The 12,762-nt window shown below is 65.2% G+C and carries 12 protein-coding genes; 5 read left to right on the top strand and 7 right to left on the bottom strand.

All coding sequences use genetic code 11. The annotated features are described in order from the left end of the window. Nucleotides 1–30: 30 nt before the first annotated feature. Both V8352_RS02455 and mutY read right to left on the bottom strand, forming a co-directional pair. A complete protein-coding gene (locus V8352_RS02455) occupies nt 31–1,149 on the bottom strand; it encodes an alkane 1-monooxygenase (protein WP_336422663.1) in 1,119 nt (372 codons plus the stop codon). A gap of 31 nt (nt 1,150–1,180) precedes the next feature. Then, nucleotides 1,181–2,251, bottom strand: coding sequence for an A/G-specific adenine glycosylase (mutY, locus tag V8352_RS02450; protein ID WP_336422662.1), 1,071 nt, complete (start codon nt 2,249–2,251; stop codon nt 1,181–1,183). A gap of 93 nt (nt 2,252–2,344) precedes the next feature. Here mutY and V8352_RS02445 point away from each other — a divergent pair, with 93 nt between their 5' ends. From V8352_RS02445 to V8352_RS02435, 3 genes are read left to right on the top strand one after another with little or no spacing between them, the layout of a single operon-like run. Then, nucleotides 2,345–2,854, top strand: a complete 510-nt coding sequence (locus V8352_RS02445) for a DUF721 domain-containing protein (protein WP_336422661.1) — start codon at nt 2,345–2,347, stop codon at nt 2,852–2,854. Between the two features lie 19 nt (nt 2,855–2,873). Then, nucleotides 2,874–3,554 (top strand): DsbA family protein, encoded by a 681-nt coding sequence (locus tag V8352_RS02440; RefSeq protein WP_336422660.1) that lies wholly within the window; start codon nt 2,874–2,876, stop codon nt 3,552–3,554. Beyond that, nucleotides 3,551–4,666, top strand: a complete 1,116-nt coding sequence (locus tag V8352_RS02435; RefSeq protein ID WP_336422659.1) for a CaiB/BaiF CoA transferase family protein — start codon at nt 3,551–3,553, stop codon at nt 4,664–4,666. The genes V8352_RS02440 and V8352_RS02435 overlap by 4 nt, the downstream gene beginning before the upstream one ends. Before the next feature lie 20 nt (nt 4,667–4,686). Here V8352_RS02435 and lpxK read toward each other — a convergent pair whose 3' ends face one another. From lpxK to V8352_RS02410, 5 genes are all read right to left on the bottom strand, one after another. Then, nucleotides 4,687–5,679: a tetraacyldisaccharide 4'-kinase gene (gene lpxK, locus V8352_RS02430; RefSeq protein ID WP_336422658.1), complete on the bottom strand. Its 993-nt coding sequence runs from the start codon at nt 5,677–5,679 to the stop codon at nt 4,687–4,689. Continuing rightward, nucleotides 5,679–6,929, bottom strand: coding sequence for a 3-deoxy-D-manno-octulosonic acid transferase (locus tag V8352_RS02425; RefSeq protein ID WP_336422657.1), 1,251 nt, complete (start codon nt 6,927–6,929; stop codon nt 5,679–5,681). Before V8352_RS02425 ends, lpxK begins: the two co-directional genes overlap by 1 nt. Before the next feature lie 10 nt (nt 6,930–6,939). Further along, nucleotides 6,940–7,182: a DUF4170 domain-containing protein gene (locus tag V8352_RS02420; protein WP_336422656.1), complete on the bottom strand. Its 243-nt coding sequence runs from the start codon at nt 7,180–7,182 to the stop codon at nt 6,940–6,942. Between the two features lie 113 nt (nt 7,183–7,295). After that, entirely contained in the window at nt 7,296–9,083 is a 1,788-nt protein-coding gene (locus V8352_RS02415; protein ID WP_336422655.1) for an ABC transporter ATP-binding protein, read from the bottom strand. Between the two features lie 110 nt (nt 9,084–9,193). Beyond that, the gene (locus V8352_RS02410) at nt 9,194–11,020 is read right to left on the bottom strand and encodes a trypsin-like peptidase domain-containing protein (RefSeq protein ID WP_336422654.1); all 1,827 of its coding nucleotides are present in this window, start codon (nt 11,018–11,020) and stop codon (nt 9,194–9,196) included. A 242-nt stretch (nt 11,021–11,262) separates the two neighbouring features. Here V8352_RS02410 and V8352_RS02405 point away from each other — a divergent pair, with 242 nt between their 5' ends. Both V8352_RS02405 and V8352_RS02400 read left to right on the top strand, forming a co-directional pair. After that, complete coding sequence (locus tag V8352_RS02405) at nt 11,263–12,192, top strand: glycine--tRNA ligase subunit alpha (protein ID WP_336422653.1); 930 nt, start codon at nt 11,263–11,265, stop codon at nt 12,190–12,192. A 2-nt stretch (nt 12,193–12,194) separates the two neighbouring features. Then, a complete protein-coding gene (locus V8352_RS02400) occupies nt 12,195–12,719 on the top strand; it encodes a DUF6446 family protein (RefSeq protein ID WP_336422652.1) in 525 nt (174 codons plus the stop codon). The last annotated feature ends 43 nt before the right edge of the window (nt 12,720–12,762 follow it).

Below are 12,762 nucleotides of genomic sequence, written 5' to 3'. Positions count from 1 at the left end.
GCGCCACGCTAGCCGCGCGCCCGTCCCGCTTCAAGCGGGGGGCGGATTGGTTGCCTTGTTGTAGGGCTGCCAGTCGGTGATGCCGGGGTAATTAGCGCGGCGCCACGCCCGAACGCGCGGGTTCATCGCGCGCCGCCAGAGGGGCGGCACCATCGCGGCCATGGTCATGATCGGATAGCCATAGGGCAGTTGCGGCGCCTCGTCCTCGGTATAGTTTTGCAGCAGGGGAAACCGGCGGTCGGGTTTGTAATGGTGATCGGAGTGGCGTTGCAGGTTGATCAGCAGCCAGTTCGAGGCCTTATGCGCCGCATTCCAGCTGTGGCGCGGTTTGACATGCTCGTATTTGCCCCCTCCCAGATGCTCGCGCGTCAGGCCGTAATGTTCGACGTAGTTGACCAGCTCAAGTTGCCAGATCGCGATCAGCGCCTGCCAGAGGAAGAGCGCAAGGCCCGTCCAGCCGCCCAGGACCAGCGCCAGCGCCAGCATCGCTGCCTGCAGCGCCCAGTAGCGCCAGAAGGGGTTGGTGCGGTGTGTCCACCGCTTTCCGCGCCGGGCCAGCATCGCCGCCTCGGCGCGAAAGGCCGAGGTCAGGCTGCCGCGCAGGACGCGCGCGAAAAAGCGATGAAACCCCTCGTTGTAGCGCGCCGTCACCGTGTCGCGCGGGGTGGCGACATGGCGGTGGTGAACCTGCAAATGCTCGGACCGGAAATGCGAGTAAAGGACCATGGCCAAGAGCAGATCGGCCATCATGCGCTCGGATTTCGGTTTCTGGTGCATCAACTCATGCGCGTAGTTGATGCCGACCGTGCCGGTGATGACGCCGACGCCAAAGAAAAGGACGATCTTTTCCAGCGCCCCCAGATGCGCCGCTTGGGGAACATACCAGATCAGCCAGAAGAGAAGAGCGAACTGCACCGGCGCCCAGATCAGCGTGATGGCGCGATACCAGCTTGTATCGCTGTCCTCGGGATCGAGATTCTCGAGGTTGAGGCCCAGAAACGCGTCCAGCAGGGAAAAGAAATACCAGGTGAAGATCGGCAGCAGGACCACCGTCCAGCCCCCGTGAAGCGCGCCCAGCACCGCAATGGGGACGAGCAGAAGCGACATCCAAAAGGGGATGGCGCGGCGGATCTGGGCGAGGGTGGACATCGGGGGGGCTCCGGAATGATCTCGGCGCAATCTAGCCGATTTTGCGCAGAACGCCACGCGACAGATCATACACTTTGCGCATGACTGTGGGCAGCTGCGCGGGCTGAAATTCGGCCAATGGGGCAAAGGTGCCTCGGGCGGGCGCGGCATCCATCGGCACATGCGCGACCATGATGGTCAGCCGCAGATGAAAGTGCGTGAAGGTGTGGCGGGCCTCCTCGCCGACGGGCTGCCAATCGGCCTCGAGCGGCGGTGCTGGCGCGGGCGCTTCCTCGGACCAGTCACTGCCGGGCCAGCCCAGCATTCCGCCCAGAAGGCCGCGGCCCTCGCGCCGCTCCAGAAGGAGCGCGCCGTCGCTGCGCTGCGCGACATAGGCGATGCCGAGGCGCGTCGGCTTGGTCTTTTTCGGTGTCTTTTTCGGCAGCTCGCTGGCGGTGCCGCTGGCGCGCGCCGCGCAAGGATCGCGCCACGGGCAGATGCCGCAAGCAGGGCTGCGCGGTGTGCAGATTGTCGCGCCCAGATCCATCACCGCCTGCGCATAGTCGCCGGGGCGCCGGGCGGGCGTCAGCGCGGTCGCGGCTGCGACCAGCTCGGGCTTGGCGGCGGGCAAGGGGGTATGGATGTCGTGCAGGCGCGCCATCACACGCTCGACATTGCCGTCGACGACGACATTGGGCTGATCGAAGGCGATGGCCGAGATCGCGGCGGCTGTATAGGGGCCGATGCCGGGCAGCCCGAGCAACTGGGCGTGATCGCACGGAAACTGCCCGTCATGCTCGGCCACGACTGCGCGCGCGCATTTCAGCAGGTTGCGCGCGCGGGCGTAATACCCAAGTCCCGCCCATGCGCCCATCACCTCGCCGTCTTCGGCAGCGGCCAGATCCGCGACGGTGGGCCAGCGGGTAGTAAACCGGTTGAAATACTGCGTGGCGGCGGCAACGGTCGTCTGCTGGAGCATCACCTCGGACAGCCAGATGCGATAGGGGTCGGGCGCCGCACCGGCCAGACGCGCGGCGGGCGGCACACGCCACGGCATTGCGCGGGCATGGCGGTCATACCAGTCCAGCAGATCGGCGGCGCGCGGCAGGCTTGTCTCACGCATTGTTTATAACGCCCTTCGTGTTTTCTGCGGGTTATCTGCTGGCATGCCCAGCACCATGCCCTAGAATGGCGCGCACCGACAGGAGGTCAACGCATGTCGCCCCGCCGTCCCACCACCAAGGGTTTCGCCCGCTCCAGCACACTTTTGCAGGAGCGCATCCGCAAGGTGTCGGAAAGTCGCGGGTTTGCCGAATCGCGCCTTTTGACCCAATGGGCCGAGATCGTCGGCGAGGACATCGCCGCCATTGCGCGCCCGGTCAAGGTGGGCCATGGGCGCGGCGGCATGGGCGCGACACTGACCTTGCTGACAACCGGCGCGCAGGCGCCGGTGCTGGAGATGCAAAAGGAGGGGCTGCGCGCCCGCGTCAACGCCGTCTACGGCTATAACGCGATCAGTCGCATCACAATCACGCAGACCGCGCCCACCGGCTTTGCCGAGGGGCAGGTGAGCTTTCAGCACCGCGCGGCCAAACCCGCACCGCGCGCACCCGATCCCGCCGCCATCGAAGAGGCGCGCCGGATGGCCGCGCCCGTGGTCGACGATGGCCTGAGGGCCGCGCTTGAAGCTCTTGCGCAAAACGTATTATCCAAGTCAAAACGCTGATCCGAAAAGGAATAACGCAATGAACCGCAAAATACTCATCGGGGCGGCCATTCTGGCCATCGTCGGAGGCGTGCTCTGGTGGCAACTGGGCGGTCGTCAGGGGCCCGATGTCACCACCGTGCCCGAGACCACCGAGACCACTGACGCCCCCGAAGTCGCGGATGTCGACACCTCCTCGATCTCTGAGATGACCATGGGTCCCGAGGATGCCGCGGTGACGATTACCGAATACGCGTCCTTTACCTGCCCACATTGCGCGACGTTCCACCAGACGACATTCCAAGAGCTCAAGCGTGATTACATCGACACTGGCAAGGTCCATTTCATCTATCGCGATGTCTATTTTGATCGTCCCGGCCTCTGGGCGTCGATGCTGGCGCGTTGCGCGGGGCCGGTCCGGTTCTTTGGCATTTCCGACATGCTCTACGAGCAGCAGAGTGACTGGCTCAATGCCGACGACGCCGTTGCCATCTCGAACAATCTGCGCCGCATCGGCAAGGTCGCGGGACTGGAAGAGGATCAGATCAACGCCTGCCTCGAGGATGCGGACAAGGCCGAGACGTTGCTGGCGTGGTTCAATCAGAATGCCGAAGCCGACGACATCTCGTCGACGCCGACCCTGATGATCAACGGCGAGCAATACGGCAACATGCCCTACGCCGAACTGCAGGAAATCATCGAAGAGAAGCTGGCCGAATGAGCGGCGCGCCTCTTGCTGGTCTGAAGGTTGTCGAACTGGCACGCATCCTGGCCGGCCCCTGGGCTGGCCAGACGCTGGCCGATCTGGGCGCCGAAGTCATCAAGGTGGAAAGCCCAGAAGGCGACGACACACGCCGCTGGGGCCCGCCCTTTGTCGAGCGCGAGGGCGACCGGAGCGCGGCCTATTTTCATGGCTGCAACCGGGGCAAGACGAGCGTTGCCATTGACTTCCGCACGCCGGAGGGGCAGGCAGAGGTGCGGGCGCTGGTTGCGGACGCCGACATCGTGATCGAGAATTTCAAGGTCGGCGGGCTTGCCAAATACGGGCTGGATTATGCCAGCCTCGCAGCGCTGAACCCCGGCCTGATCTATTGCTCGGTCACCGGGTTCGGTCAGGATGGTCCCTATGCGCATCGCGCGGGCTATGACTACATCATTCAGGGCATGTCGGGCCTGATGTCGATCACCGGCGCGCCCGAGGGCCAGCCGCAGCGCGTGGGCGTTGCCATCACCGATCTTTTCACTGGCGTTTATGCAACCACCGCGATCCTCGCGGCGGTGCACCAGCGCAGCGTGACAGGCAAGGGTCAGCAGATCGACATGGCGCTTTTGGATGTGGCGGTCGCCGTTACGGCCAACCAGTCGATGAACTACCTGACCACGGGCGAGGCACCGGGGCGCATCGGGAATTTCCATCCCAATCTGGCGCCCTATCAGGTCTTTGACTGCTCGGACGGGTATATCATCATCGCGGTCGGCAACGACGCGCAATACCAGCGCCTTTGCGCTGCGCTGGGCGCGCCCGAACTGGCGACAGCCCCCGAATATGCAACCAACGAGAGCCGCGTAGCGCTGCGGGACCAGCTGAGCGCCCTTTTGACGGCGCGCACGGCGGGCTTCACCAAGGAGGGGCTGCTGGCGGCTTGCGAGGCGGCGGGCGTGCCTGCCGGTCCGATCAACACGCTGGACGAGGTCTATGCCGATCCGCAGATCATCGCGCGCGGTATGCAGATCGCGCCGGATGGTGTGCCGGGGGTCAGAACTCCGATCCGTTTTTCGGACGCCGAGCTATCGCTGGCAAAGGCGTCGCCGAAACTGCCTGCCAAGGGCTGAGGCAGACGCGGTGCGGTGACTCACAGACCCAAGGCGTTCAGCCGCGCATCCACTTCGGTCCAATCCTCGATCTCGAGGCGGACTGGAACCGTCAGCACCTTGCCGCGGAATGCAGCTGGCAGGCGCACCGCGTCCTTTTCGGTGGTGACCATTTGCGCGCCCAACTTTGTGGCTTCGGCCTCGAGCCGGCTCAGGAGGGCGGGGGTGAAGGGCTGGTGATCGTCCAACGCCTCGGTCGCGGCCAGATCAGCCCCCAGACCGCGCAACGTGGCAAAGAATTTCTCGGGGTGCCCGATCCCGGCAAAGGCCAGACACCGCGTGCCGTGCCAGTCCATTCCGGTCTGCAAGGGCGCCAGCGCGCCGCGCAAGCGCGGCACCGCCAGAGCATCGCCCCACGTCTCGGAGAAGGCGCGCTGCGCCCCCGCGCCCCCGATCGAGAGCAGCAGATCCGCGCGGGCAAGGCCCACGTCCACCGGCTCGCGCAGCGGCCCGGCGGGCAGGCAGCGGCCATTGCCGAAACCTGCCACCGCATCGACCACGATCAGCGACATATCCTTGTGCACGCCGGGGTTCTGAAACCCGTCGTCCATCACGATGACCTCGGCGCCCGCCGCGCTTGCAGCCAGCGCCCCCAGTGCCCGGTCACGCGCCACCCATGCCGGCGCAAAGGCCGCGATGAGCAGCGGCTCGTCCCCGACATCGGCGGCGTCATGCGTCGTGGGGTCGACCTGCACAGGCCCCTCCAGCCGCCCGCCGTGACCGCGGCTGACCACATGCACAGCGCGCCCGCGCGCCGTCAGGTGCTGAACCAGCGCGATCACGGTGGGCGTCTTGCCCGTGCCGCCCGCGTTGAGATTGCCGACGCAGATCACCGGCACCGGCGCGTGCACCGCCGTGCCGCCTGACAGCCGCCGAGCGGTGGCGTGGGCATAGAGCGCGCCCAGCGGCGCAAGTAGGCGCGCGCGCAGGCCCGGCGCCTCGGGCGGGTTCAGCCAGAAGGCGGGCGCGCGCATCAGCGCGCCTCCAGATCGTCGAGCATATCCTGCAGCATGTCGAGGATATGGTCTGTCACCTCAGCGCCTGCCGTTGCGACCTCCCACGCGGCATGGGCCATGGTCGCGCTGCGGTCGGCGGCAATCAGATGCGCCAGCGCGCCCGCCAGCGTGCCTGCATCACGCACGATCCGCGCGCCGCCCGCGCCCGCGTAGCGCTTGTAGCTGGGCAGGTAGCGCGGGACGTTGGGGCCATAGACGATCGCGGTGCCATGCGCGGCAGGTTCGTTCGGGTCGCTGCCCGTCATGCCGGGCAGCAGCGAATTGCCCATGAACGCAATCGTGGCAAGGCGATACCACAGCCCCATTTCGCCGCGCGTATCGGCCAGCAAGACTTGCGTCGCCTCGCCGGGCATTCCGCCCTGCGACCAGACGGCATGGCGCCAGTTGCCCTTGCGCAGGGTCGCGCGAAAGGCCTCGGTTTCGGTTTCATCCTCGGGCACGAGGATCAGGAACAAGCGGTGCGCCAGACGGCTGGCCTGCCTGTGCGCGGTCAGGATCACCTCAAGCTCCGAGTGGCACACCATCGCGGCCAGCCAGATGGGCCGCCCGCGCAGGGAAGTCGCCATTTCCTCGCGCAGGGGCTCGTCATATGGCAGGGCGATGGCACCCTCCTGAAAGAGGCCCGTGACGCTGAGTTTGTCCTCGGGCACACCGAGGCTGCGCAAATGGCGCGCGGCCCCGTCCGAGCGTGCCATGATGCGGCGAAACCGCGTCAGAAGGGCAGGCGTCATATCGGGCAGCCAACGCCAGCTCGACCGCTCGAGCATCGTGGCATCGGCATCAACAAGGATCAGGGGCACGCCCGCCGTATCCGCAGAGGTCAGCAGCGCCGGCATCAGATCACCGCCGGTCCAGAGGCAGATATCGGGCCGCCAATGGGCCAGAAACGCCGCGGCGTTGGCGGCAGTGTCGGCGCGCAGCGTTTGGTGGCAAGTCAGCGCGCGCTTGTGATGGGGCAGCTCGACGCCCTGCGCAGTCGTCAGCAGCAGATGCAGGCCGCCACCCGCGACCCCCGCTGCGCCGCCGCGTGCCACCGCAAGGCGCTGGATCATCTGCACCAGCGCATTCGCGTGCTCAAGGCTGGTCGCATGGCCCCAGATCACCGCGCCCTCGGGGCGCGGCTCGCTCGGCTCGAACGCGTCATCGGGCGCGGCCGAACCGCGCCGGGCCAGCGCCATATAGGCCGCAAGGCTGAGCGACCGGGCCATGAGGTATGCCTCAGCCCAGCTCTTCGGTCGGCGAGGCAGGCGCCTCTTCGTCGCGCAGGCGGTGCAGATGGGCGATGAAATAGCGCATATGCGCGTTGTCCACCGTGCGCTGCGCCTCGCCCTTCCAGGCGTTATGTGCGCTTTGGTAATCTGGGAAAATGCCGACGATGTGCAGATCGTCCACGTTCTTGAACACGTTCTTGGACGGGTCGATCAATTCGCCGCCAAAAACGAGGTGAAGACGTTGGGTCATGGAATGGCTCCTTGGTGGATGTCTGTCCTCGGGTAAGTAAACCTTGGTCACAGGCCAAATGATATGGCTTATAGCTATGGGTTGGGGCGCGTAGGGGCAAGGGCGCAGCGGCCCTAGACCTTCTTGTCATAGCCCTGTTTCTGCGCGCTGTAGAGCTGCGCATAAAGCCGGTTTTGCTCCAGCAACTGCTCATGCCGCCCCTCTTCGACCAGCTGTCCGGCCTCCAGCACGAATATCCGGTCGGCATCCGCGATGGACGACAGCCGGTGCGCGACGATGATCGTCGTCTTGCCGCGCGTCAGGCGGTCCAGCGCGCTTTTGATCCGTGCCTCGGTCGCCTGATCCAGCGCGCTTGTTGCCTCGTCCAGCAGGATGATGGGCGCGTCGCTGAGAAAGGCGCGGGCGATGGCGATGCGCTGCTTCTGGCCGCCCGACAACTGCGCGCCCTTGGGGCCGACCGCCGCGCCGCCCCGCGCGCGGATCACATCGGCGATTTCCGCATTCTCGGCGGCTTGCCAGACCTCTGCATCGCTGGCGCCGGGTTTGACGTAGCGGATATTCTCCCAGATCGAGTTGTTGAAGATCACGATGTCCTGCGCGACCACCGAATAGGCGCTGCGCAGGGCGGTTACCTTCAGTTGGTCGATGGGTTGGCCGCCGATGGTGATGCGCCCGCCCTTGGTGTCATAAAGCCGCGTCAGCAGCGACAGCACCGTCGTCTTGCCCGACCCGGTCGAGCCGACGATGGCCGAGACTTCGCCGCCCTTGAATGTCATGTCGAGGCCGGCAAAGAGGGGCTGATCCTCGGAATAGGAGAAATGCACATCCTCCAGCACGATGTCGCCGCGCGTGTCGAATTCGGCGACGGCGCCCTCCTTGTCGGTGATGCTGGGCACCTCGTCATGCAGGCGGCGGATGCGGTCCAGCAGAACGAGGTTCGAGGGCAGATTGCCAAAGAAGAGCGCAAGCAGGCGCGCGGGGTCAAAGACCATGACCATCCCCAGAAGGAAGGTGATGATGCCCGCGCCGTCCATGTCAAACTCGGGCGACAGCACCATGTAGCCGCCACCACCGATGACCAGCACATAGACGAACGCCGAACTGAGATCGATCGACGGCATGGACAACGCCTGCGTGATCTGGACCCGGTTCATCAGATCGCGGATCGACCCGGTGCCTTTCATCAGGCGGTCCGTCTCGACGCCCTCCTGGCCCGCGATCTTGACCGTGCGCATCCCGGCCGTCGTTTCCTCGATGCCGTTCATATACTCGCCCAGCGCAGTCTCGGCCTCGCCCTGCACGATTTTCACGCGGTCCGAGACGTAATTCATCACCCAGATGATGAAGGGCAGGACGACGACGGCCGTCGAAAAGAGGATCGGGTTTTTCCAGATCAGATAGCCCGACACGATCATGACAGTCACCGCGTCGCGCACCGCATTGGCTGTGGCCTGCCCGACGAAGACGCCCAAGGCCTGGGTCTGCGTCACCAGCCGCTGGATGATCTCGCCCGACTTGGTCCGCTCGAAATAGGCCAGATCGAGGCGCATCATGTGCTCGATCAGGTCGCGCCGCATCTGGAATATGGCGTCATTGCTGATCCAGACCGTGACGCGCGGCACGAGGTAGGACATCAGCGCGCGCACCGCAAAAAGCACAAAGACCACAATGCACACCTGCACCAGGTCCGCCACGCTGCCGCTCTCAAAGATCACGCGCAGGCCGCTTTCGGTCATCGACAGGAACTGCTGATAGACGACGCCCTGCACCAGGATCATGCCCAGCACCACAAAGAGCCACGGCGCCTTCTGGCGCAGATACCGCACCCAGAGCCAGCGCAGATTATCGCGGTCCCGCTCGGAATAGAGGGGCGCGCGCTTGGATTTCGGGGGCTTGCTCATCAGGGGGCGGGCCTTTGGAGTTTTGACGGTTGGCCCGTTCCTTACAGTGTCTCGGCGGCAAGGTCACCTGCCGCCGATTGCCTTTTCAGGGCCCGTATGTTCCCGGCGGGCTATTCCCAGCAGCTGACCAGCACGGTCATGCCCGCCGCGCGGTCCGACATTTGCGCCGGTGCCAGCGGGCTGCCGGGGGCAGCTGTGGCGGTCGTGGTGCCCGCCTCGCTCAGCAGCCGTGACAGGGCCTGTGCATCTGCGGCGAAGGCGACATCCTCGGGTAACATGCGGCCACCCTGCTGGCGCGGCAGCAGCATCCCCAGAACGGCGCCGCCTGCATCCATCACCGGGCCGCCCACATCGCCCTCAAGCGTATTGAGCGCGAGGCGCGCGACATTGTCCTGCCCGTCGAGCCCGCGAATATCCGACACTGTGCCGAAGGTCAGCGAAGGCGCGCCCAGAACGCCGCCATAGGAATAGCCCGCAACGGTCACTTCCGATTGCAGGCGCGGCTCGCCTTGGGCCAGTGACGCCACCCCGATCGGAGCGATGCTGCCCTTGGGGCGCAGGACAGCCACGCCAAGCGCCGCGTCCGAGGTGGCGATCTCGGCTTCCTGACCGTTCTCGATGGTGATCTGTCCGCACGCGTCGACCAGCTCGGACGTGGTGACGACCGTGCCGCGCTCATCGACGTAAAAGCCCGAGCGCGTAAAGAGCGGCTTGCGGATCTCGAGCCCCGAGACCAGATCAATGCTCTGCGCGTCATTGGCCCCTGCGGCGGGGTCGAGCACGCCGTCCGTGCGGGTAAAGCTGTCCTGCATGAGCCCGAGAACGCGCGCGCGCCGATCCTCATCGCCGGCCGGCCATATCAGGGTGAAACCCTTGATCTGGCCATCTTGCAACTGCGCCTCGGTGTGCGAGATCATGCGGGCGTTTTCCCCGACGAGCGTAAAGCCGTCGCCGCGCCGCTCCCGCGGGCCATCCTGCGGCACGATTTCAAGCGTCTGCATGATGTCATAAAGGCCATAGAGCGTATCTTGCGTGCCCTCCTGGCTGATCATAAGGACGCGCGCGGGCAGATCACCTGAGGCGTCGAACTGTACGAAAGGCGGCTCATAGCGGGCAAAGCTGACCACACGCAGCGGCACCTGCATCTCGATCCCGGCCTTGGCCTCGACGACGCGCTCCATGCCCATGCCATCGAGCACGGCGTTGTATTGGCGCAACAGCTCTTCGCGCTGCATCGTGGTCAGAACGCCTGTCATCTCGTATCCGTTGGCATCCTGCCAGTTCGACATCGACCTGCGCGTGCCCGGTCCAAAGGCGGCATCAATCCGCCCATCGTAGTAGCCAGCCCATTGCAGGGCGACCTGCAAATCGGCCCGCGCTTCGCGGCTGAGCGTCGCCTCGCTTGCGCGCGCTTCGCGTGGGGTCTCGTCCCGGATTTCGGGCTCGGGCTCGACCAGAGGTATTGTGTCAGGCTCGCTGATCGGGTCTGCCAATGCGGCAATCCCGTCAATCGCCTCCCGGAGGGCCTCTGGCTGCGGCTGGGGCTCGGGGGCGGGTGCGGCGCGCTCGGTCAGCAGATTGGTGCCCACGGGCCAGATCTGGCGCGCGTAATCGCTGCTTTCGGCGATATAGCTGTCGCGGGGGATGCGCCCTTCGCGGCGCAGACGGTTCAGGATTTCGGTTGCATTTTCCGCCTCATAGGGCCCCAACGCCACGACATACCAGCCCGATCCACCAAGATCGAAGCCGTTCACGTCGTTCAGCACGGCGCTGCGACGGCGCAGCGCCTCGTTGATGGCAGCAAGGTTCGGCTGCGCCTCGATCTGGACCCAGACCAGTGGTGCAGCGCCATCGCCAACATCGCCTGATTGTTGCGCGAGCGCCCCAGTGGTGCCTGCAACCAAGATGGCGACAGCCGCCAGAAAACTCCGTATCATTTCGTATCTAACCCTTGAGCCAATCGCGCTTTCCAGCGTGTTACTGGGCTTCTATCAAAAAACCAGCCTCATGCATCTAAAATATACACGACACCGCCTGTTCTGCGCCACCTGTTCGGCCCCGCCGCGCCCGCGTCAAATTACCTCCCGGCGCGTGATTGACCCCTCGCACGGCGCGCCGTAGGTAGAGGGCGCGATTTCAGGGGCCATACGTGCCCCGATGCCGTCCTAGAGGGGCCTCCATGACCGATTTGCCAGCCAAGCCGCGCAGTTTTCAGGAGATCATCCTGAGGCTTCAGACCTATTGGGCCACCCAAGGGTGCGCCGTGATGCAACCCTACGACATGGAGGTCGGGGCTGGCACGTTTCACCCCGCAACCACGCTGCGCAGCCTCGGCACGCGCCCTTGGGCGGCCGCCTATGTGCAACCCTCGCGCCGGCCCACGGATGGGCGCTATGGCGAAAATCCGAACCGTTTGCAGCATTATTACCAGTATCAGGTGCTGATCAAGCCAAGCCCGCCCAACTTGCAAGATCTCTATCTGGGCAGCCTTGAGGCGATCGGCGTCGACGCTGGCCTGCACGACATCCGTTTTGTCGAGGACGACTGGGAGTCGCCCACCTTGGGCGCCTGGGGTCTCGGCTGGGAGGTCTGGTGCGACGGGATGGAAGTCAGCCAGTTCACATATTTCCAGCAGGTCGGCGGCCATGACTGCGTGCCCGTCTCGGGCGAGCTGACTTACGGGCTGGAGCGTCTCGCGATGTATGTCCTGGGCGTGGATCACGTGATGGACATGCCCTACAACGATCCCGCCGCGCCCATCCCGCTGAGCTATGGCGATGTCTTTCGCCAGACCGAAGAGGAATACTCGCGCTGGAATTTCGACGTGGCCAATACTGAAACCCTCCTGCGTCATTTCGAAGAGGCCGAGGCCGAGTGCCGCGCAATTCTGGATGCGCCGCAGGATGACCCCAAGACGGGCAAGCGGATCGTCATGGCCCATCCCGCCTATGACCAGTGCATCAAGGCCAGCCACATCTTCAACCTTCTGGATGCGCGCGGGGTGATCTCCGTGACCGAGCGTCAGGCCTACATCGGCCGCGTGCGGGCGCTGGCCAAGCAATGCGCCGATGCCTTCGTGCAGACCACTGCCGGCGGCTGGGCTGCCTGAGCATGGGGAAATTCCTGACAGTGCTTTTGGTCGTGTGCGCGCTGGGCGGCGGCGCCCTCATGTATTACCAGCAGGTCTATGCCTACTACGACGAGGTTGTGCCCAACGGCGAGACGGATGTGCAGATCACCTCACTCATCACCGATGCGCCCGAGCCTGTGGTCTATGATGATTTCCGGGCGATTGATGCCGACAGCTCGCCCATCCGCTATCGCGCCTGCTTTGCGACCACGATGAGCCACGCGACGCTGACCGAAACCTACGTGCTGGACGAAGAGGCCGAACCGTTGACCGCGCCCGGCTGGTTCGACTGCTTTGACGCGCAAGAGATTGGCGAGGCGATCGAGGACGGCCGCGCGCTGGCCTTTACGGGCACCAAGAATGTCGAATACGGCATCGACCGCATCGTCGCCATTCACGAGGATGGGCGCGGCTGGGTCTGGGACCAGCTCAACCGCTGCGGCGAGATCGTCTTTGACGGCAATGCGGCGCCCGAGGATTGCCCCGCCCCGCCCGAAGGCTACTGAGGCGCACGGCGTCTGAAAACGTCCCCGGTACCATTCCCTGCGG

Origin of the sequence: Roseovarius sp. D0-M9, from assembly GCF_037083805.1 — a bacterium.
Taxonomy (GTDB): Bacteria; Pseudomonadota; Alphaproteobacteria; order Rhodobacterales; family Rhodobacteraceae; genus Roseovarius.
This window is presented reverse-complemented; position numbering and strand designations above follow the sequence as displayed.